Source organism: Mesorhizobium tianshanense (genome assembly GCF_007830515.1).
Taxonomy (GTDB): domain Bacteria; phylum Pseudomonadota; class Alphaproteobacteria; order Rhizobiales; family Rhizobiaceae; genus Mesorhizobium; species Mesorhizobium tianshanense.
Genome location: NZ_VLKT01000005.1, coordinates 22,632 through 43,833 on the forward strand (window position 1 = coordinate 22,632; position 21,202 = coordinate 43,833).

The following is a 21,202-nucleotide window of genomic DNA, read 5'->3' on the forward strand; positions in this document are numbered from 1 at the left end:
TTGGCATCTGCCCGACCGAGAGCACCATAAAAGGGAACTGTTGCCGTCCGCATGACCCAATTGGGTGACGCCTACTGTGTTCCTACTTGAAGCCTGGAGAGCAGAGCCATCAGATCAGACTGACGATGGGTCTCGGTCTTCGCAAAGACAGCTTTGAGCTGGTTTCTGGCTGTCTCATACGTGATGCAGAGGTGCTCAGCTACGGCGAGCAGGCAATCTCCCCCAGCCAGCATCCCCGCCAGTTTGGCCTCGGCCCGGGTCAGCCCGAAACAGGACATCAAAACCGTCTCCGTCGGCCGCGACCGAATGTCGGGGTCGACGAAGACCGCGGCGGCCTGGCAGGGCGAAAGGGAATTGTGCGTGACCTTCGGTAGCCGCAGCAGGTAAGCCAGCAGCGGACGCCCTCCGGAGTGCGGTCTCGGCAGCTGGACGGGCGGCATCATTGCGGCCGAGCCGGGAGTTCGGAGCAACTCGTTCAGGCTCCTGTCGAATGTATCGGTGGCATTCCTGCTCCCGGAAACAAGCCGCCCGGATACAATCCTGAGATCTTGGTCCAGCAGGGCCTCGGCCGGTCCGTTGATCCCGACAACGGCACCGTCGCGCCCCAACATCGCAGCCGGCGTCCCGGTCGCCATGAAGGCGTCGCACGCCGCCTCGAACCGGGCATAGCCGATCGCACTGGCAAAGGCGGCCGCTGTTCCCAATCGCTGCGACACATCCGCCAGTTCAATGACTTCCCGGCGATTGAACGGTCCCTGGCGGATTGTTCTTTGGATCGAGAGGCACCAGAGGTCATCTCCTGCAGCTACCTTCACCCCGGCAAACCACCGCAAACCAAATGGGGCGAGGAATTCCTGATAATATGGATGGCGTGCCATTTCGGCTTCCGAGACGATGTCGAGATCGACACCGGCACCTCGTTGGTGAAGGACGGGAGCTATTCGGTAGCGGATATCCCTGTCGATCCAACCGCCTCTCACGTACTCATCAAACGAGGGTTCTAACGTGCGGCCGCGCGGGATGCCGGGCAAATGATTGTTCGCGTCGAACAGTATGGCCCCATAGCTGTGTGTTGCTTCCGATACGGTTTCCATTGCCGCGGGCCAGAGACCCGGGTCGAAAGCAGCCTTGGCGAAGGCCGAGTTGATCGCTTCCAAATTGAACGCAGTGCCCATGTCCTATCCCCTCCCAGGCCGGACAGTGCGAAATTTTCTGCGTTATCAAAGCACAGTTGCCGAAAAACTTCGAGTCGCCCGCTCGCAGGAAGAAAGCCTTCCTTCGGAGTAATCAAGAACTTTGGTAACGGCCATCCGTTTGGATGGCTGGACGCGGTAGATGGAGGTCACAGACTAGGAAAGGGACCGCGGGGGTTCTTCTAGGGGAGCCAATGAGACACCTAGCCAAAATGCTTTTTGCCGATCCTCATCGCCGGGAGCACGGCTGCGGCAGCTGACAGTTGTGACACTGTCTTATGGAGAACATCAGGAATGTTACGTCTGACGAGTCGTCGTACACGTCCCTGCACACGTTAAGTCAAACCTTTGCCAAGGGGCTTGGGCCGAGGCGGCGACGAGTGCGAATACCATCATATGTCGTGTGGTGCGTATATCTCGGTACAGCGACGCCGTAATCGAGCAAGCTTTCAAGTCGCCAGATGGAGTTGCCAGGATCGTTTGGCGGCTCCATCTTTCGTTAAGATCGCATCTCGGGCGGCCATTCCCAGTTCCTGGTGTCATAAGTGTATTTGTAGAAGTATCGCTTCATCCGGGAACCGACTTCAGTGAACCCCTCAAGTTCAGGTCCTTCAGGAATTCCACTCCCGATCAATCCGTCACGCTCTTGACCGTTCATTGGGACGAACTTCAGGGAAGTCGCCGTGCCCTCGGCGAGAGTGGTGTCGACGATCGCCCGCTGCTCCTCGCTGGGTGATGAGTGCGCTTGCGCACCTTCGGGCAGTGCCAAGGCCGAAACCCTACACAGAAGCGGACATCGGGTCCGCAGTCTGGACCGGCAACTCGCACCGACACCGTAGCCTCACCGCCCAGGACCTCCGAGCGTGGCCCGCTGCTTCTTGTTCCGTGTCTTGTTGGGATCTTCGATCGCCCCAACCGACTCGATGCATTCGGCAATATACTCCGGGGGCAGGCCGTGTTCCTTGCCACCTGCAAGGACAAAGTCCTTGTACCAGCCATAGGGTTTGAGGCGGTCGTCGATATAGTCGGGGGTGGCGAGATAGGTAAGGACCTTTCGCCTGCGACCTTTGTCGTTAATGATCGTGACCGTCACGTGCTCGTAGCCGCTTCCGACGCCTTCGGCCTTGTCTAGTTCGGCACGTTCGGCAGGATCGAAGCTGAAAAGGACTCCGATCACGCTATTCTCGTTGCCAGTGGCCAATGCGTTGCACTTCCCGGACTTGTCCACGCTATGCTTATGAAAACGGAGCGCATGACCCGGCAGGGTGGCGATCCCGAGTGGCTTGCAGTTCGGCATACGTTCGCGCAGGCGGGCGGTCGACATGTTGGACCCGTAGGCAAAATAGACGACGTGCTCCGGGGCCCCGGCCTCTGTGTTCTTCAGCGGCTCGATTGTGGGATTTCCCGGCTTCAGAATCGTGCGTAGCGGTACCGTCATTATGCTGCACTCGTCGGTTTCTTCGCCTTCGCGTGTGATGATGGGCTGTCCATCCTCGAGGTCGAGGATTGGAACGGGCCTGCCGGCCCATCCGCAGTCGGCGCAGCGCGGTCGTTCCCAGAGTACCCCGGGTGCCTCAGTATTTTCGCCATGTTCGGGTTGGAGATGCCGCGAGCCGCAGTTCGGGCATTCGCGAGGAACCCCGCGCAACTCGCGAATGATCAACGATGTCGCCATGCCGATGGCGTATTGGATCAACGATTGTGCCATCTCGGCATCAATCCAGGTGGCCGACTTTGAATGCGTCAGCCAGTTTGAAAACGTCCATGCGGACTCAAGCGCACTCTTGAGGACCCCGCGACGCTCTTTGTTGGTATCGCCCGGCAGAAGATCGTTGCAGATGATCTCCGTCCACGCGCGGAAGTTCGCACGCTGTGGCGGTGTGTCTGTCCACATTGCCGCGTCCTGCGCGACGCCGATCAGCTCGAGTAGCGCCTCGCGGCAGCGAACGCCGACGGCCTGATAGTCCGAAAGGTTTTGCGCCTGTGTCACGGCGGTGCCAGCTTCTTCCATCTTCTCGAAGACAGGACCGAACGGAAGAATGCGTAGATCGCCTTCCTGTTGTTTTTCCGTACGGGGGATGCGGAGCATCAGGCCAATATGGAAGGTCAGAGCAAGGTCCATATTAGGGAATTGCTCCTGAGAGTAGGTTTGTGCCGCCCGTGATGACCCACCAGCGATCCTTGTTGGTGTGGATGTCCCACACGTCGTGGCGGGTGTTGAGAACGGCCTCCGAGTAGACCTTCTGCATGAAAGTTACTTCGAGGTCGGGCGCCTGCCATTCAAAGTACTCCCGGACCTCCTCGATCTCGTCTTCGGTAGCTTTCAACATCAGCGGCTCCCGCGAGGGGCTCGTCGCACCGCGCTGCAAAGGGTTTTCGAAAGGCTCAACAATATACCGATGTCGCTGAGCTTTCAAAATCCGGCGCGGCAACGCGGGAAGTCCGCTTTGGGTCCAGCCTGTGTGGAAACGCGTTGATTTGGTAGAGTCATTCCCGATCAGCGAGGGGATTCGGGATGAAGCGGTTTGTCGAGGGCGAGGATCGCCGGCAAGCGACACTGCTTCCCGAGTGCCTGGACGATTACGTGACGCCGGACAATCCGGTCCGGGTCGTCGAAGTCTTCATCGACGAACTCGACCTCGGCGCCGTGGGTTTTGCCGGGGTCGTGCCGGAAGCGACCGGGCGGCCTGCCTATCATCCCGCGACGCTGCTGAAGATCTATCTCTACGGCTATCTCAACCGCATCCAGTCGAGCCGCCGGCTCGAGCGGGAGACCCAGCGCAACATCGAGCTGATGTGGCTGACCGGCCGATTGATGCCGGACTTCAAGACGATCGCCGACTTCCGCCGCGACAATGGGCCGGCGATCCGCGCGGCCTGCGCCCAGTTCGTCGTGCTGTGTCGCCAGCTCAGTCTGTTCACCCGGGCTGTCGTGGCCATCGACGGGAGCAAGTTCAAAGCCGTCAACACCCGCGACAAGAACTTCACGGTGGCCAAGGTCGCCAAGCGCATCGAGCAGGTCGAGGCCAGCATCGCGCGCTATCTGGCGGCGCTCGACCGTGCCGACCGGCAGGACGATGATGTCGCCGAGGCCAAGACGGTGCGCCTCAAGGAGAAGATCGAGGGCCTGCGGCGGCAGATGCAGTCCCTCAAGGAGATGGGCAAGCAGGTCGAGGCCGCGCCTGACAAACAGGTCTCCCTGACCGATCCGGACGCCCGGTCGATGGCGACCAGCGGTAAGGGCACCGGCATCGTCGGTTACAATGTCCAGATGGCCGTCGATGCCGAGCACCATCTGATCGTCGCGCACGAGGTCACCAATATTGGCAGCGACCGGGCGCAACTGGCCTCGATGGGGCAAAAGGCGCGGGACGCTACCGGGTGCGAAGAGATCACGGTGCTGGCCGACCGCGGCTATTACAACGGCGACGAGGTGCTGGCCTGCGAGGGCAGCGGAGTTTTGCCCTGCATTCCCAAGACACAGACGTCCGGCAACGCCAAGCGCGGCCTCTTCACCGTGGCCGACTTCATCTACGACGCCGGGAATGACCGCTACACCTGTCCGGCCGGCAAGCACCTGACCAGAGGAAAGGTGCGTTCGGACCGCCGGGACAATATCGATCACTATCGCAACCTCACAGCCTGTTCGTCTTGCGCGCTCAAACCCAGGTGCACGCCCGACAAGCACAAGCGCCTGAAGCGCTGGGAACACGAAGGCGTCCTCGACAAGATGCAGGACAGGCTCGATCGCATGCCGGACGCCATGACCATCCGCCGGCAGACCGTCGAGCATCCGTTCGGAACGCTCAAGGCGTGGATGGGCAGTACCCATTTCCTCACCAAGACCCTCGAAAAGGTCAAAACCGAGATGAGCTTGCAGGTGCTCGCCTACAACATGAAGCGCATGATCAACATCTTCGGCGTCAAGCCGCTGATGACGGCAATCGCCGCCTGATCACGCCCCGCCTGCAGCGGCCTCATCGCTGCCACGCTCAAAATATAGCGGCCGGCATACGCAATCTGCAATCGCGTTTTCACACGACCTCGGTCACAAGCGCCGGTAGCGAGGAAGGTCCGGTCTGGAGAGGAAAAACCGGCGCCGGAAAGACGGCATTGGGTCATTGCTTCCGGTAGACCTTTCTCGAACCAAGGTCCGAAGGGGTCGATTCACGCCAATGCAAGCTGCCCATGGCCAGGTTCTGGGGAACTGGCGAAACCTCGTCATCTGACGGTCAGCACTTTCCCGCCGGCGGTTTGGGCGGATGAACCGTGTTTGCGCGGCAAGCCACGCGATGGGGGGCAGCGCTGCGATATTTGAGGTCTCCGCGCCGCCCGCCATCGGTCATGCCCGGTCTTGCTGTTCCTGCGCGACGGTTGGCGATTCTCCTTTGCGTTCCGCCTCGAACGCCATCTTCCCCAGCTTTGTCCAGACGCCGCGCGCATGTTTGCCGTCCTCGCTCTGGAGCTTGTCGGCCATCCAGAGCAGCGCGCCGTAGATGGTGGCACGATCATCGCCGGTCAGGTCCACGATGCCTGCCTTGACGACGAGGCCGCCCAGTTCGATCAGGTGCCGCGTGCGCTTGCGGCGCTCGACCTGCCATGTGCGCATGTCATGCCGCGCCCGTGCTGCCCTGTGGCGATTGCGGGCCGCCCGAGTGCGTCGCAGCGCCGCCAGCGTTGCGCTCAGATGCCGGAGCAGATCGCCGCGCTCGCCCCTGGAAAAACGTCGCCCCGCGCTTCGCCCATGCCTCCCGCTTTCCGGCTTCTTTGGTCTCCGCCAGCACGATCAGCGCACCCGCCAGTTCCTCGGCGCTGAGCGCATCGGCGCCGGTGGCGATCACCAGTTCGCCAAGCTGCTGCACCTTGCGGGTCTTCAGTTCGCGCGCCCTGTCCTCCAGCGCCTTCAGTTCCGCATCAAAGTCGCGTGGTTTGCGCATCGTCGTCTCCATGAGTTGTCGATGCAATGATGATAGGTGAGCACTTTGCCGAATGCTCCAGGGTTGCCGGGACGGCTCGGGGCGGGCTGGTCGCTCCCGAGATTTTTTCGAGGGAGGGCGCGCTTATACGTCGTGCCGACGTGGGCTTTGTCGTGCAAATGATCCGGTCGCGATGGCGATCTATCATCTTCACGTCAAGGTCATTGGCCGCAAGTCCGGCTCCAGCGCGGTGGCGTCCGCTGCCTACCGTTCGGCCTCGCGGCTGCGCGACGAGCGCATTGACCGTGTCCAGGATTTCTCCGCCAAGCGCGGCGTTGTCCATTCCGAAGTCATGCTGCCGGACAATGCGCCCGAAACATGGAGCGACCGCGAACGGCTGTGGAACGATGTCGAGGCGTTCGAGGTCAGGAAGGATGCGCAGCTTGCCCGCGAGGTCGAATTCGCCATCCCGCGCGAGATGAGCGTGCGCCAAGGCATCGAGCTTGCCCGCGACTTCGTGCAGGCCGAATTCGTGGACCGGGGCATGATTGCCGATCTCAATGTGCATTGGGACAGGGCAGAGGACGGCATGCCCAAGCCCCATGCCCATGTCATGCTGACCATGCGCGCGGTAAACGAAAACGGCTTCGGCCAGAAGGTGCGGGACTGGAACCGCACGGAAATGGTCGAACGCTGGCGCGAACGTTGGGCCGAATTTGCCAATGAGCGCATGGCCGAACTCGACATAGACGCGTGCATCGACCATCGCAGCCTTGAAGCGCAGGGCATCGCGCTTGAGCCGCAAAGCCAGGTCGGCGCGCCTGCGCATCGGATCGAGGATCAGGGGACCGAAGCCGACCGCGCCGAGTTGCACCGCGAGATCGCGCGCGGCAATGGCGAACGCATCATCGCTGATCCCGAGCTGGCGCTGGATGCGATCACGCATCAGCAATCGACGTTCACGCGCCGCGACATGGCAAGGTTCGCGCACCGGCACAGCGACGGGATCGATCAGTTCAACGAAGTGATGGAGGCAATAGGAAACGCGCCCGACCTGGTCGAACTCGGCAAGGATTCTCGCGGCGAGGATCGCTTCACCACACGCGACATGATCGAGGCCGAACAGCGGTTGCACCGTGCCGCCGAACTGATGGCCGAGAGGGAACGCCATGAGGTCAGCGACAGGGACAGAGAGGCGGCGCTTGCTCGCGCCGAACAGCGCGGACTGTCCCTGTCCAACGAGCAGGCCGATGCGCTGGCGCAGATCACGGACGGCCGCGATCTGGGGATCGTCGTCGGCTATGCCGGAACCGGCAAGAGCGCCATGCTGGGCGTGGCGCGGGAGGCATGGGAAGCGGCGGGCTATGAGGTCAGGGGTGCTGCACTTTCCGGCATCGCGGCGGAAAATCTGGAAAGCGGATCGGGCATCGCCTCGCGCACCATCGCCAGCATGGAACATGGTTGGGGACAGGAGCGGGACATGCTCACCACGCACGATGTTCTGGTGGTCGACGAGGTGGGCATGGTCGGCACGCGCCAGTTGGAGCGGGTGCTGTCCCATGCTGCCGAGGCCGGAGCGAAGGTCGTGCTGGTCGGCGATCCGCAGCAGTTGCAAGCCATAGAGGCGGGCGCGGCGTTCCGCTCGATCCACGAGCGTCATGGCGGAGCAGAAATCGGCGAGGTGCGCCGCCAGCGCGAAGGCTGGCAGCGGGACGCCACGCGCGATCTGGCGACCGGCAGGGCCGGCGAAGCGATCCGCGCCTATGACAGTCACGACATGGTGCATGAGGCCCAGACGCGCGAACAGGCCCGCGACGACCTGGTCGATCGATGGGACCGCGACCGGCAGGCGTTACCCCACAAGAACCGCATCATCCTCACCCACACCAATGACGAGGTGCGCGCGCTCAACGAAGCCGCACGCGAACGGATGCGGGCGGCGGGCGACCTCGGTGATGATGTGCGGATCACGGTCGAGCGCGGCGAACGGAGCTTCGCCAGCGGGGACCGCGTCATGTTCCTGCAAAACGAACGCGGCCTTGGCGTGAAGAACGGCACGCTCGGCGCCATCGAAGAGGTCAGCACGCAATCCATGTCGGTGCGCATCGATGATGGCCGTTCCGTTGACTTCGACCTCAAGGACTACGACCGCATCGACCATGGCTATGCCGCGACCATCCACAAGGCTCAGGGCATGACCGTGGACCACACCCATGTGCTGGCGACGCCTGGCCTGGACGCCCATGGCAGCTATGTCGCGCTGTCGCGGCACCGTGACGGCATGGACCTGCATTATGGCCGCGACGACTTTGCCACGCAGGACCGGCTTGTCCGCACCCTGTCGCGCGACCGGGCAAAGGACATGGCGTCGGATTACGAGCAACGCGATCCCGTGCAGGACTACGCCGAGCGGCGCGGCATCGCCGTGAACGCGCACGTTACGGAAATCGATCTGAAGGCCGAGCCGGACCAGCGGCGCATCATTCTCTACGGCCGGAACCTGCCGGCAGAGAGCGCACCGCCCGATCACGCTGCCATAGAGCGGCCGGAAAGGGAAAGCGTCGGGATCGAAGCGGGCCGCGAAGCGAACATTGCGGAAAGAGAGATCGCGAAAGACCCCGAGGAAGAATTGCGCCGCGCCCGTACGCGGGCGCTCATCCGCCATGCCCGCGCCGTCGGCGTGATCTTCGACGCGGACGATGCCGGCCGCAAGGCAAGCCCCGGAGAATGGAATGAACTGGTCGATGCCCGCAGGGAGTTCGATCATGTGCGGCCGCATGGCTGGCAGGATGTCGAAGCCGCTTACGCCAAGGACGAGAGCCTTGCCCGCGAGGCCGGATCGGGCAAGGTCAACCGCGCCATTCGCGCTCTCCAGCTCGAAACCGAACTGCGCATCGATCCGAGCCGCCGCGCGGATCGCTTCGTGGAGCGCTGGCAGAAGCTCGACCAAGCCAGCCAACGCCAGTATCAGGGCGGCGACATGGCCGGCTACAAGGCAACCCGGTCGGCGATGGGCGACATGGCCAGAAGCCTCCAACGCGATCCGCAGCTTGAATCCATCCTTGCCGGCCGCAAACAGGACCTCGGCATCTCGTTCGAATCAGGCCGCAGCCTTGGTCGCGAACTCGCCTTCCATCATGGGCTGGGGCTCGGCAGGGGGCGAGGCATCGGACTCTAGACCCCGTCCGATTTGCCGCCGTTTCCACGTCACCCTACGACGCGGCAGCGATCCCTCTTGCGCGCCCGTATCGGCGCGCCCTGTCTGGTCTCGACAGTTGTCAGAAACGGCCAACAAGAGGCGGGCCAGCCATGCGCGAACCAGACCGTATCATTCGGCTCAAAACCGTCCTTGTCCGGACCGGGCTGTCGCGGTCCACCATCTACCGCAAGATCGCCGAAGGCACCTTCCCGGCCCAGATCAGGATCAGCGTCAACGGCGCGGGCTGGCATGAATCCGACATCAACAGATGGATCGCCGACCCCGTCTCCTGGCGGCCAAAGAACGAGTTCGACTTCGATGACTGATCGCGCGGCTTAGGCCGAAGTGCAAGTAGTCGTGGTAGTGCGAAAATGGCCCAATGCACCAAGGACTGCCGCGATATGGCCGCTTCGCGCCCTATTGCGGTCGTTCGGCTGTCAATTGATCGCCCCCGAAAGCTGTCGCTAACCTAGCTCACGCCTGATCGTCGGCAATTGGGTGGCTAATCGCGAAACGCGTGCTCAGATGATTTCGTGATAGCGGATTCGACAAGTCTAAGGCTTGTCAGCCGACTTCTTTGGCTCATGCTCGACTAATTTGGTCGCCGCACACTAGACTTTTCGCTACCGGCCCACGCTGGCAGCATGCTACACGACGTTAGTCTCGAACAAGCGACCCGGAACGAATCAATCCTCCTCTTTTAGTTTGGAAATAGAAGGTATTTTTCGTATTGGCTTGGTCACTCGGTCCGCTAAAACAAAGTGAGATCGGTACAGAGGGATGAGTGCGTGGACTACGCCACACTTCAAGGGTTCCTGAACAAGGGTCTGATCGACGTCGGCGGGGACGACACCAAGCTAGAGAAGCTCTCGCAGGCCGCAAAGGACCTCGGGGACGCGCTGAAAAAGAACCCGTCTAAAGCGCTGAGCTACTCCCTCATCGCGTTCGACCCCAACGCGCCCGAGGACGATCCCGTGGTCCAGGAGGCGCTGGCGGCGCTCCAGAACAGGTGGACAACCTACCGAAACACTTTCGCGGCGACGCCGATCGCGGTGATCCGCGCCATTCTGCTCGACGCGCTTGTCAATGCCGCCGCAGAGGACGACCGCGTCGGCGTGTGCTTCATCGCGTCGGCGCGCAACGCGCTCCCGCTCCTGCCCGTCGAGAGCTTGCAGCGGAAGGCGCACTACGAATGGCCGATTCAAACAATCGTAGCCTGAAGGTTCCCGTACCCTCGCACCAGACGAAGAAGGTTCCGCGCCAATCGGACGGTGACGGATTTTTCCAGATTTATTCGGGCGGCATGCGTGCCGCTGAGGCCGCCGATAATGCTTGGTTCATCGAACCGGTATTAGATGGTGAAGACCCTTCGGCAAAAGGCGTGATGTTGCCGCGGCAGGTCCAGGCGTTCTTTGGTCAATACGCATTTACCTTCATCGCATTCCATCGGATGGGTTGGTTCAAGGGCGACTATCACTCCAGCTGGTCGCCATTTATTCCGGGCCAAGCGAACCATTTTCAGGGTCCGGCTGACCTATGGAGCAATGTCGCGTCGAACATCTCACGTGTCCGCACGGCGGACGACATCGCGAAACTGGTGCAGCCGACACGCAAACAAATTGCGGCGCTGCTCGACGATCGGAGCGAGGCGGAGCGGCTCGCGCGTTCAATCAGCCTGAGCCTCCGCAACATGGATATCAGCGTCGAGCAGATTGCCGAGTTCTACAACGAACAGTTGGTCAATCACATGGCAGCAGGACGCCTCAAGGGTGAGCGGTCGACCACGACGCTGGATCAAACCCTCTACGCGCATGTGCATTCGTTCTTTATGCATCTTGGTGCTGCCCGCGATTACCTTGCAGCTCTCTGCGCCCTCCGCGTCGGCAAAGACCCGCAAAAGGTGGACTCGTTTGCGCGCCTCGTCGAGGCGGTCCGACAGGAGCATTTCGATCGCGATCCCATGCTTGGCCTGCTCCGGACCCGGGGCTACTTCAAAGTCAAATCGCCGGTTTCCAGCAAATTCGAGGCGGCAGGCTGGATGGCTGAGGTGACGGATTTACGCAACGAATTCATGCACCGGCGACCCTATGGCGACCGGTTTGCGGAGCACATGGGCTATGCGGAAGCCGTTGATTGCGAAGCGGGTGTCTACCGCTATATCAGGCCCATCGTCGTTGATGGATCGGAACGTGATGTGCAGGATGTAATCACACGCCACTATCGCGAGATGACGGGCCTCTGCTATGAGGCGGCGCAGGTGACAGGCGATGATCTGGCGACCTTCACGTTGACGGACGACGATATCATTTCCGTCGATCTCGATGGGGATGCGTAGTCCCAACTCGGGGTCGGCCGGTCGCCCGCACGTGTCGCTAGCTTCGGGTCGATTTTGTAATGCGACGGAACGTCGTTCGTCCTGCAGCTGCGTAGGCGCAAGCGCAGCGTTTGGCCTGCAGCGGGGACACTGAACTTCGAAATTGAGGTCGTAACATGCAGGCCGCTTTCCTTGGCTCGAACTCCTAGGCGGACTGCCGGATACCGGCCCCGAACATGTCATCCGGTGATCTATCAGCCCCGAAGTGGATCCGACGCTAACCGACTTCGGGGTTCTACCGAATGCTCTCGCGCCACCCGTTGATTATGAACCATGTCCAATTTCCGCTTTTAGCACGGAATATTCAACATGAATTATTAGATTTGGGAAAATCATGCCGGAAAATCCGCGTCTAGCGCGGAAAAGTCGGCACGAAAGAGTAAAGGGCCTCCGTTGAGGTGCGTTGAGATTGATAGGTGTAGAAACCAATCAGCGACGCCGTTCCGTCAGAGGCGAAAGTTCAAAAATTCGACTGAAACGCCCCTGCATTCCAAGATCGAAGCCCTCAGGCCTTTACTTCTTCGTTTTCATCTGCGGACGATCTGCTTCTGCAGCCTCGCTCTCAGCCTTGAGATCAGCAATCAGGACTTCGAGCTCAGAAATATGCTCGGTGAACTCGTCGGGAAGCGGAACGGCTACCGTGTCGGCGGCCGGATTGTCATGGCTGTGAGTGTTTGCACGGGTCATGCCCTCGTGGAATCGGATTGCCAGTGCGTCAGGAAAGCGAACGTAGCGCAACAACTGGGTCTGAATGACATCAGTTCCACGTCGGACGATATCCCGGAAGATCACTTCCTCCACCACGCGCTCGTAAGTGTCGCGCAGTCGGCCATAGAGATTCTTCACCTGATATTCGTAGTCCGCCGGGCTCGCAGCATGTAGCTTGGGCAGAGGCGCCGCGTCATTTTTCAATCGGCTGATGCGCTTGGCGACGTTTTGCCCCTTCCACGGCATCCCTGCCGTGTCCACTTTGCCAGCGGCAGTTTTGTCGCTGAACAGTGCAACCGTCACAGGCTCGATGCCAACTTCGTCAGCGGCGCGGGACAGCTCGTTAAAGAAGACAATATCGTGGGTAAACACGACTACCTGTCGCCCAGATGCCTCCTCCGCGATCCGTTCGGCCACCCTGGCGCTTCTATCGCGATCGAGGGACGACACGGGATCGTCAATCACAATTGGTCCTGAACCATCGGTCAAGGCGACTTCCGTGAGGAACCCAGCAAGGGCCAATGCACGCTGCTCGCCCTCGCTCAGGATCTCCGACGTCACCTTGGTCAGTTTGGTCTTGGGATCAACCTCGAATTCCGCCTTGGTCTGACCGCTCTTGCGTGCCAAGCCGACGTTGAGATGCATGATATCGAAGCGTGCCCGTTCGGCATCAAAACGTGTGACAACGGCATTGGTCAGATGAGCGTCTACAAGCTCATTCGCGCGCTGCGTAATCCCCCGGGTCTGAACGTCTGCGAGAGCCTTTGTGTAGCCATCATCAACGACGAGCAAGTTCCGCCGGGTGGTGAGCTTCAACTTGTTGGCCATCAAGAGCTTCCGATCCTCGAGCTCTGCTCTCTCGGCCATCAGCTTGGCCCGCTCTTCGCTATTGCCAGCCTGCGCCAGTCCCTCCTTCTCACCTTTCAGTCTGAGCGCAAAAGCTTTCAGCTCGTCGATCGGCACGACGAGGGGAGGAACCATCCCGACTTCTTGGCCTCTCAGTCTCGTGAGCGCCTCTTCCCGCCTTACGACCGCTGATGTCTGGAGGTTCGCGAGTACATCGGCCAGCACCTCATCGCGCTTTCGGAACTGTTCGAGGCGGTCAGCAAAGTCAGAGGCGCGAAGACAATTCAACTCGTGAACTCCTCTCAGCGCGTCTTGGACCGCTTGCTCCGCCTTCCTGGAGGCGGCATCAAGGGTGTCATCCATGTACTTTTGAAATCGCTGCATGCGAGCAGCACCATCCGGCAAAAGCGGCTGCTGGCACAACACGCATGCCGCGGCCCCACCGTCCGCCATCAAAACCGGGAACTCTTTCTCTTTGTAGGCTTCCGTCACCGAGTAGTCGCGCGCCGCAGCCCAAAGCGACCGCCAGGCATCGCCGCCGACACCTGACAGGGGCTCGTCGGTGAACAAAGCGCCGGCGGCCACCGTGGCCGCCTGGCGTGCCGCGGCCGCTGTTGCGCGGAGCTCTCGAAGTTTTTCCAGCGCGCCATCGGTGAATGCCGATCCGATGGCGTCGGACTCGAGCAGGAGGGCGTCTGTCCATTTCGAAAGCGCATTGACGTCGGCGGCGGCGGCGGCACTTGCGGAAAGGGCAGCAGTCAGTTCTTCGATACGCTGCTCATCGGCATTGCTGAATGACGTCGCTGACTCAATCTGGGCGTCACTTGTCAACTTGTTCAGCTGCTTGTCGAAGAGCTGAGCCTTACTATTGCGCTGAGCGGCGAAAACGATCGAAGTCAGGCCTACCTTGTTGCCGATTGCTACCGCCCGTTCTGCCTCCAGTTTCTCCTTCAAGATGATGCAGATGGCGTTCAGCCGATGCGGGAGGGCTAGTCCGAAGGGAAGAAAGCGGATTTGATTTCCACCATCGACGTAAAGCTGCGCGGACGCCGTATCGAAGACCGCAACTTGCATGAGCTGCGGCGATGCCGCCTTACCGGGCGACCAAGGAATCACCACATCACCATCTCCGGCATCGACCACGATCTCGGCCGTCTGCGGACCGGGCGTGCTGCCATAGACATCAGCAAGAACCTTGAGCTTGACCGGATTTTCAACGCGCGTACGACAAGCTGTGCGTAGGATCCTTACAAAACCGCTCTTGCCACTTCCGTTGCGGCCATAGACGATCGTCAGAGCCTTGGGGCAGAAGGTGAGAGATGCCTTGGGCACCAGCCGATTCACGTTCTCGACATTGGCGATGCGCGTCAAGACGATCGGCTGATACTCGCCGTTTCCAAAATGAGCTTTCGTGAACGGTATGGCAGACGGCGGCCCAGCAGCAAGTTTGAAGCCGGACGCGGACTTGACCATAGCCAGCAGGGCGTCGATGTCAGCGTCTGTAGGCTCGTTGCTGATCGCCAGCCGCCGAAGAGCGTCCCGCTTCCAGGATGAGAGCGTCTCTGACCATTCCAAAACGTCATCAATCGGCGCCCCCGCCATTATACCTCCCCCCGATAATACCACTTGCTCTTTCCTATTCGCTCTGGACGATATGCTGTTTCGCCCTGGCGATTGCCTCGTCCAAGCGTGCACGTGAGACCGCCGCAAGGCGCTCTACCCCGAGGAGACGGGCCAGATCACGTGCAGGATCGGGCATGTCCAAGAGGCCGGGGTTCTCGATCACCACCGAGGCAAGCTCAGCCAGCGGTATTTCGGCAATCGAACGTCGGGCTTCCTCATTGACCGGTTGACGGTATGGCAAGAGGTCCGAGACGGTGCCCTTCTTCCAGATGAACTCCCCGCTCGGCTCTTGTGTCCTGTCGAAATCCCGCAAGTGAAGGTCGATCCTCTCGCGGATGCGCCCTCCTGTGCGGAGCCAACCATGAACCCGAGCAATCCGTTGGGCGAGGACGTCTGTTCGCAATGGACTCTCGGTTTCGACGACGATTTCAATCATGCCATGCAGCGTCGCGCGATAACCAAATTCGAAGAACTGATTGGGGTCTGCCCGGAAGCTTGCGAGATCCGCCACTCCATAACGCCCTTCCCCGGCGCCCCCGGTGGGAAGCTGGCTCTTGGTTGTCGAGGTCATGTCAGGATGGCTGGGTGCTGCGGGGATGTTCACCGATACGAGTTCGGTCTCGGCCGTCATCGATGGCGATGGAGGCTCCTCGGTCGGCGTAGCGTGGTCCTCGGCGAACTCGTCGATCGGCTCGACCTCGTGTCCCATGTCCCAGTGAGACTCGGTTTCCGGTTCCTCGGGGGCACGTTGCGCCCTGCTTTCCTCTAAAAGGGTTTCCAGGCTGGCGTGCAACCGTTCGGCACATCCCTTGGCGTCGAACCACCAATCCGTTGACCAGACGCGCAGGATGTTCCAGCCAAGCCCCTTCAGCACTTGTTCGCGAACCTTGTCGCGATCTCTGGCCGTTGACGACCGGTGATAGGTCGCACCGTCGCATTCCACACCCGCCAGGTAAGCGCCAACCAAATCCGGGTGGCGGATCGCAAGATCGATCCGGAAGCCGGAAATCCCGACTTGTGGGATGACAATCCATCCCCGCCGCTCCAATTGCGCGGCCACGGCTTCCTCGAAGGGAGAATCAAAACCACCGACGGATCCGATGTCCCGAGCTGGTAGCGCGATAGCACCTCTTTCGGCATAGTCGAGGAACGTCTTCAGATGCTGCACGCCTAGCGCCTTGCTTCTCGCAGGGTCGATCTGGTCTGCTGTGAAACCGGAGAAGACGATGAGCTCCTGACGGGCGCGTGTCACGGCGACGTTGAGACGTCGCTCGCCTCCGTCACGGTTCAGTGCCCCGAAATCCATCTGCGGCGGTTTTCCGGAGGCATCCTTCCAGAATGTGATCGAGAACAGGATGACATCCCTCTCGTCGCCCTGCACATTCTCAAGATTCTTGACGATCGTTGGCTCGACGCGATCTTCGGCGAAAAACCATTCGAGTTCAGGATGGTCGCGACGCGCGGCATCGAGCAGGTCCAGGATCAGGGACTGTTGCTGGGCATTGAAGGTGATCACGCCAAGCGTCGGCCGGCCATTCTCCGGGAGTTTTAGCCAGTTCTTCATCCGCGCGACAGCCTCAGCCGCTACAGCCTCCGCCTCGATCCGGTTCGTGCGGCTCTTACCGCGGTCATAGACGCCGTCCGACACCTTACGCAGATGCACTGCACGGTCCTCGACTGCCGGCGAAGGGAACGTCACCAGCCGGTTCTGGTAATAGTGATGGTTGGAGAAAGCGATCAGGGATTCGCTTCGGCTGCGGTAATGCCACCTTAAATCACGGACCGGAATGCCGGACGCCCTTGCCTCGTCCAGAATGCTTTCCAGATCCTTCTCGTGGTCGGCGATCTCCTCTTCGTCCTCGTTGCGTCCGAAGAAATTGGTCGGCGGCAGCTGCTTGGGATCGCCCACGATGATGGTCTGGCGGGCTCTGGCAATGGCGCCCACCGCGTCCCAAGTGGTGATCTGAGAAGCCTCGTCGAAGATCACCACGTCGAACAGAGCCTGGTTCGGGGGGAGATACTGGGCGATGGAGAGCGGCGACATCAACATGCAGGGGGCCAGCTTCGAAAAACATTCCGGCATTCTGCCGATCATGTCTCGGATCGACTGGCTCGGCCGCTGAAGTTCCATCTGATGTCGCAGTAGTCCCAGCTCCGAGTTGCGCGAGACGCCCTGGACAGCCGGCAGGCCATGCGCGATCGAACTGATGACGCGCTGCGTGGCGTGCGATCGCGCCAGATCGTCGATCTCCCGGAACTCCTTGATGGCGTTCTCGTGCTGAAACCTGCGGAAGTTCCGCAGGACAAGATCCTCATCAAGGACCTTCGGAAGCCACCATCGGGCGTAACCTACGCGAAACGCCGAGCGCGCGTGCTCATGGCCGATGGTTCCCTTCTCGATCTGCTCGACCAGAGGGGCAAGGTTGTGGCTGATTGCCCTGCTCCTGGCCCGACACCAGGCCGACCAGTCTCGCAGCAGATTTCGCGCGCCTATGAGAGCAGCGAGCTTCGTGTTGAGCGCCGCGAGATTTGGGCCGTCAGCGCTGTCGGGAATGTCCCGCCCGGCAATCTCACCGAACACGCGACGCGCGACCTCGAGGCTTTTCGTGGCAGCAAGAAGCCGGTCTCCTGCTTGGCGTACCCTGTCATTTTCCAGCATGCCGCGAAGGCTCGGCGCGACAGAACGCAGAACGGATCGTATTTCCTCTTGAGAGCACCCGGGAATATGCAGGGCACCGCGAAGTCGTTGGGCGAGATCAAGGATATCCGCCACCGCCTTTGCATCTGTTGCCAGGCCATCGACCCGCAGCGGCTTCCCAGTCAACGGGCTCTGGTCGATGGTAGAGAGAGCTTGCTTTATCCGCTGCAACAGCGGCAGGTCCCGGCCGGGGTCAGCAATGCCGAGTTCAGCATAGCCCTGCAGAAGCTTCTGGACCCTGCGCCTGCCAAGCATGGAGTTCGGCCAGAAAGATGCCTTCGCTTCGCGCCATTGGCGGTCCAGACCATCGGGATCCATCTCGCGGACCTGGGCAACGCCATAGGTAGCGGCAAGGCCTTGCTCAGCTTCGCGATAAGTGTTGATCGAACGTCCCAAATCAACGAGCGCGGCCCTGCACTGAGCGAAGTCTCGGTCGAACGCAATCGAGATGTCGCGACCTCGGCTTTGGCTCAGGACCTCTGCCAGCTTTGAAAGACTCTCGAATACGGCGTATGGAACCGGCTCTTTTGGGCCGAGGCCCAAGCTGGTGAGGTAGTCCCCGATCGTGCTTGTCAAAAGTTCGATTGCGGTCTGAAGCGATTTCGCTGCGGAAAGCAGGTTTTCTTGCCAACCGATGCTCCACTCGCCAACATCGATCAGGTCGAGTGCCGGCTCACGGTCGACGGATGCAAAGACAAGGCCGACTTCTGCGGCAAGCTCTTCCAGATCGAAGAGTGTTTGCGCGTCGTGCGCATCGTGCGCCTGCCATGTGAGCACAGGCGCAGGCTCATCTGCCGATCTAAGGGCGATCCCCAATGCCAGATAGGGCGTCCAGCCGTTTGTGAAGCGCATCGACGTAGGCATTCAACTCATCGCGCCTCACGCGAAGCCGCTCGTTGACGGCGACCCATTCGGACGCGTCGGTCCGGCCGCCATGTTCCCAGGAAGATTTCAACTGCCCGAGAAAATGCTTGCGGTCGGCCTTGTTCGAATGCAGCTCGATACAGTGATTTCCCAGGCCATGTTCCCGCAACCGGCGATAGACGACGTCGAGAGCCGCCGTCTTCTCGGCCACGAAAAGGACGGTCTTGCCCACACCCAGGCAGTTGGCGATCATGTTGGCGATGGTCTGGCTCTTGCCCGTTCCTGGGGGACCCACGATGACGAAGTCATGGCCCTCGGCAGCCGCAAGACTGGCGGCCGTCTGCGATGAATCCAAAGGAAGAAGGCTTATGATGCTCGAGGGCGCATAGGCGCGGTCCAGGTCACGCCCCTCGCGGAATGGCGATTGTCCATCCGCAGCCTGAAAAGCCTGCTCCGGTGTGTCTAGGAGGTGGCGGACGACCCTGTTTTGGCGCAGCGCCTCGGTCCGCTCCACCAGATCCTTCCACATGAGAAACTTCGCGAAGGAAAAGGTTGATAGCGCGGTCTCGTCGATCACCTCCATTCCGGGAACGTCACGCACGGCCTGCCTCATCATGGTGAGTACCCGCGGGACATCAATGCCATTGTCGTCCAGCGGCAGATCGCCTCCAAACTGCGGAAGGCGCAGATCGAATTCCCGCTCCAGGAACTGAAGAAGCGTCGCGTTGAAACGGGGTTCGTCCTCATGGAAGCGGATCGTGAAGCGCGAAGTCGCACTGCGGCGCTCGAGCCGTACCGGCACGAGAAGCAGTGGTGCCCGATAGCTGCGGTCATCGTCTGGCTTCTTTTTCCAACGTAGGAAGCCCACTGCGAGGAACAGGGTGTTTGCTCCGCCTTCCGCGAAATCGTTACGGACCTGTCGATGCAGGTCGATCAATCTGGCGTCCAGCTGACGGGCGTCCAGCGTCGACGGCAGCTCGTCCCTGAGCAGAGCCTCCGCCGCAAACCCGCGCTGAAGGTCGCGCCCGTGGACGTCGCGATAAAGCACCTCGTCGCGCTCACCCAAGGGGTTCTGGTCCGGGAGCGATATGAGACGGATAGCGACACCATTTGCGAGCCGATCCTCCAGGTAGGCCACGTCGGTGCACAGAAAGGGGATCGTCTTCTTCGAATCCGGAAGATTGAGGAGCCGGTTTCGCAGCGCCAAGTCGAGGAGCTTTTTCTGCCAGCGGTCGATACGGCCGGCGGCATTGGTCGGCTTTACCTCGATAGCCTCGGCCGGCAATTCGCCAATGGCTGGCGCCGGGGGAAGTGGCAGAACGGCGGCGACGTCCGCCTCATCCTCAACGGCATTGCGGCGGATCGGCTCGTGTGAGGCGAGCGGCGTTATGCCGCCGCTGCGAGAGCGGCGTACGTCTATAGCCGCAACAAAGGCGTGCGCCTGGTCCTCCGCCAGACGGTTGCTCAACGCACTTTGCGCCCCGTCAAGTGTGAGCGCAGGTCGATGGGTGACGCCAGTTGTCTCGAAAGCAATGAATTCGCGGGACGCCAAAGCCTTGCGGACCTCCATCTGATCCGTCTCAATGGCATTGGCAAAGGTTCTCTTGGTCAGCCAGACGCCGGCCGCTGCATGCCCATCGAACATTAGGATGCCCGGATGCAAGCCGGCAGCCTCCAGGGCAGCGGCAAACAGAAGCGTGGTGTCGAGGCAGGTCGCAAGACGCTCCTGCGCGATCGTCGTCGGGCGCCTGATCTTCTGGCCTCGGCTCTCGAAGCTGGCCGGCGGCTCCGCATAGTGCAATCCCATCCCAGCGACCGCCGAATAGATGGCGGCGGTCAGCATGTATGCCCGCTGGGGACTCTGGGACTGATAACCGTCCAAGCCACTCGGGTGACCATGCGCGGCAAGTCGTTCCGCCGCGGCCCGTAGGATCTGCGCCACACTCGGGTCATTCGGCATGGCGAATGCTGGCAGCAATTGAGCCATGTCCGCAACGCCACCCCATTCGTCGCGCGCAAGCAGTCTGACTGTCAGGCGTCTTTCGTCGAGAACCTTCCCCGCCGAAGTGAGACGAAGCGTGATCTCACCGCGTTCGGCCTCGTTCAAGCCGGCGAGATAACCGGCATCGAGCTCGACTTTGCGGTCGCTCAACGAAAGCCTGTCGCCGGGGATAAGCCGATCTACTGTCCACGTCTTCGGCCGCAGGAACGACGGTGAAGATGTCAACTCAAGACGGCAGTTTTCAAAATGAGAGGCCGAGTTGTTCTCAATTCGTATCGAGCGGATGACCGGTATCGCATTCTGATAGGATGCATACGTGAAGCTGGACGCGACATCGGCAACGATGCATGGCGCAGCAGAAATATCGGATGCGGAACTGTCAATTGTTGCATACTGAGAATTATCGGCTGATTCCATTGATTCAGCACCCCCCCTTTTAGAGACTAGCGGCTTTTTTCTTTTTGAAGAAGGCTCTTGTCGTATTTTTGGATGTCTGATCAAAACAAGAAGCTATTTTGTCAGCTTGATAGTTTTGGATGTACAGATGAGTTTCTGGGCGGCCGCTGACTGCAGCATTTCCCGGCGAAACCCATCAAGGGTCCTATCGCCACACTCCAAACCCTTGAAGAGAGTTGCCGAAAGCGGTTGGGCTTTGCTAACCGGGTGTGCGGGGTGGCGAAGCCGGCTAGCAAGCGTTTGAATTAAGAGTCCCCTGAGCTCGGACCGCTGGGCCCGAGTGTCGAAAAATTCGCGTCGAACCACGTCCCTTGTTCGGGGTC

14 protein-coding genes are annotated in these 21,202 nt (G+C 60.7%); 6 read left to right on the plus strand and 8 right to left on the minus strand.

What is annotated here, in order from left to right; translation table 11 throughout:
- Window positions 1-71 precede the first annotated feature (71 nt).
- The 3 genes from IQ26_RS05115 to IQ26_RS40275 all read right to left on the minus strand — a co-directional run bounded on the left by IQ26_RS05115 (window position 72) and on the right by IQ26_RS40275 (window position 3,523).
- The gene (locus IQ26_RS05115; RefSeq protein WP_145714555.1) at window positions 72-1,175 is read right to left on the minus strand and encodes a helix-turn-helix transcriptional regulator; all 1,104 of its coding nucleotides are present in this window, start codon (window positions 1,173-1,175) and stop codon (window positions 72-74) included.
- Between the two features lie 859 nt (window positions 1,176-2,034).
- Entirely contained in the window at window positions 2,035-3,315 is a 1,281-nt protein-coding gene (locus tag IQ26_RS05120) for a gamma-glutamylcyclotransferase family protein (protein ID WP_240547011.1), read from the minus strand.
- 1 nt (window position 3,316) lies between these two features.
- A complete protein-coding gene (locus IQ26_RS40275; RefSeq protein WP_240547012.1) occupies window positions 3,317-3,523 on the minus strand; it encodes an aegerolysin family protein in 207 nt (68 codons plus the stop codon).
- A 185-nt stretch (window positions 3,524-3,708) separates the two neighbouring features.
- On the opposite strand from IQ26_RS40275, the gene IQ26_RS05125 reads away from it, so the two are divergent.
- Window positions 3,709-5,148, plus strand: coding sequence for an IS1182 family transposase (locus tag IQ26_RS05125; protein ID WP_145714557.1), 1,440 nt, complete (start codon window positions 3,709-3,711; stop codon window positions 5,146-5,148).
- Window positions 5,149-5,375: 227 nt separating this feature from the next.
- Window positions 5,376-5,459, plus strand: a complete 84-nt coding sequence (locus IQ26_RS41400; RefSeq protein ID WP_407660238.1) for a hypothetical protein — start codon at window positions 5,376-5,378, stop codon at window positions 5,457-5,459.
- A 76-nt stretch (window positions 5,460-5,535) separates the two neighbouring features.
- On the opposite strand, the gene IQ26_RS05135 is transcribed toward IQ26_RS41400, so the two are convergent.
- Window positions 5,536-5,802: a conjugal transfer protein TraD gene (locus IQ26_RS05135; protein WP_145714559.1), complete on the minus strand. Its 267-nt coding sequence runs from the start codon at window positions 5,800-5,802 to the stop codon at window positions 5,536-5,538.
- A 1-nt stretch (window position 5,803) separates the two neighbouring features.
- Window positions 5,804-6,130: a conjugal transfer protein TraD gene (locus tag IQ26_RS05140; protein ID WP_208760107.1), complete on the minus strand. Its 327-nt coding sequence runs from the start codon at window positions 6,128-6,130 to the stop codon at window positions 5,804-5,806.
- Window positions 6,131-6,302: 172 nt separating this feature from the next.
- On the opposite strand from IQ26_RS05140, the gene traA reads away from it, so the two are divergent.
- The 4 genes from traA (at window position 6,303) to IQ26_RS05160 (ending at window position 11,643) form a co-directional block, all read left to right on the plus strand.
- Complete coding sequence (traA, locus tag IQ26_RS05145; RefSeq protein ID WP_145714563.1) at window positions 6,303-9,287, plus strand: Ti-type conjugative transfer relaxase TraA; 2,985 nt, start codon at window positions 6,303-6,305, stop codon at window positions 9,285-9,287.
- Window positions 9,288-9,418: 131 nt separating this feature from the next.
- Complete coding sequence (locus IQ26_RS05150) at window positions 9,419-9,634, plus strand: helix-turn-helix transcriptional regulator (protein ID WP_145714565.1); 216 nt, start codon at window positions 9,419-9,421, stop codon at window positions 9,632-9,634.
- A gap of 462 nt (window positions 9,635-10,096) precedes the next feature.
- Complete coding sequence (locus IQ26_RS05155; RefSeq protein ID WP_208760108.1) at window positions 10,097-10,528, plus strand: GTPase-associated system all-helical protein GASH; 432 nt, start codon at window positions 10,097-10,099, stop codon at window positions 10,526-10,528.
- A complete protein-coding gene (locus tag IQ26_RS05160) occupies window positions 10,501-11,643 on the plus strand; it encodes a hypothetical protein (protein WP_145714567.1) in 1,143 nt (380 codons plus the stop codon). Before IQ26_RS05155 ends, IQ26_RS05160 begins: the two co-directional genes overlap by 28 nt.
- Window positions 11,644-12,195: 552 nt before the next feature.
- Here the strand turns inward: IQ26_RS05160 and IQ26_RS05165 are convergent.
- From IQ26_RS05165 to IQ26_RS41410, 3 genes are read right to left on the minus strand one after another with little or no spacing between them, the layout of a single operon-like run.
- The gene (locus IQ26_RS05165) at window positions 12,196-14,838 is read right to left on the minus strand and encodes an AAA family ATPase (RefSeq protein ID WP_240547013.1); all 2,643 of its coding nucleotides are present in this window, start codon (window positions 14,836-14,838) and stop codon (window positions 12,196-12,198) included.
- A 34-nt stretch (window positions 14,839-14,872) separates the two neighbouring features.
- Window positions 14,873-18,409 (minus strand): DUF3320 domain-containing protein, encoded by a 3,537-nt coding sequence (locus IQ26_RS41405; RefSeq protein WP_407660236.1) that lies wholly within the window; start codon window positions 18,407-18,409, stop codon window positions 14,873-14,875.
- A complete protein-coding gene (locus IQ26_RS41410) occupies window positions 18,357-20,924 on the minus strand; it encodes a DUF4011 domain-containing protein (RefSeq protein ID WP_407660235.1) in 2,568 nt (855 codons plus the stop codon). The genes IQ26_RS41405 and IQ26_RS41410 overlap by 53 nt, the downstream gene beginning before the upstream one ends.
- Window positions 20,925-21,202: the final 278 nt, after the last annotated feature.

Excerpts from the sequence above, each read along its gene's own strand:
- IQ26_RS05140 (WP_208760107.1), bottom strand. The coding sequence starts at position 6,130 with ATGCGCAAACCACGCGACTTTGATGCGGAACTGAAGGCGCTGGAGGAC.
- IQ26_RS05160 (WP_145714567.1), top strand. The coding sequence starts at position 10,501 with ATGGCCGATTCAAACAATCGTAGCCTGAAGGTTCCCGTACCCTCGCAC.
- IQ26_RS05125 (WP_145714557.1), top strand. The coding sequence starts at position 3,709 with ATGAAGCGGTTTGTCGAGGGCGAGGATCGCCGGCAAGCGACACTGCTT.
- traA (WP_145714563.1), top strand. The coding sequence starts at position 6,303 with ATGGCGATCTATCATCTTCACGTCAAGGTCATTGGCCGCAAGTCCGGC.
- IQ26_RS40275 (WP_240547012.1), bottom strand. The coding sequence starts at position 3,523 with ATGTTGAAAGCTACCGAAGACGAGATCGAGGAGGTCCGGGAGTACTTT.
- IQ26_RS05150 (WP_145714565.1), top strand. The coding sequence starts at position 9,419 with ATGCGCGAACCAGACCGTATCATTCGGCTCAAAACCGTCCTTGTCCGG.
- IQ26_RS05115 (WP_145714555.1), bottom strand. The coding sequence starts at position 1,175 with ATGGGCACTGCGTTCAATTTGGAAGCGATCAACTCGGCCTTCGCCAAG.
- IQ26_RS41405 (WP_407660236.1), bottom strand. The coding sequence starts at position 18,409 with ATGCGCTTCACAAACGGCTGGACGCCCTATCTGGCATTGGGGATCGCC.
- IQ26_RS05165 (WP_240547013.1), bottom strand. The coding sequence starts at position 14,838 with ATGGCGGGGGCGCCGATTGATGACGTTTTGGAATGGTCAGAGACGCTC.
- IQ26_RS05135 (WP_145714559.1), bottom strand. The coding sequence starts at position 5,802 with ATGCGCACATGGCAGGTCGAGCGCCGCAAGCGCACGCGGCACCTGATC.
- IQ26_RS05120 (WP_240547011.1), bottom strand. The coding sequence starts at position 3,315 with ATGGACCTTGCTCTGACCTTCCATATTGGCCTGATGCTCCGCATCCCC.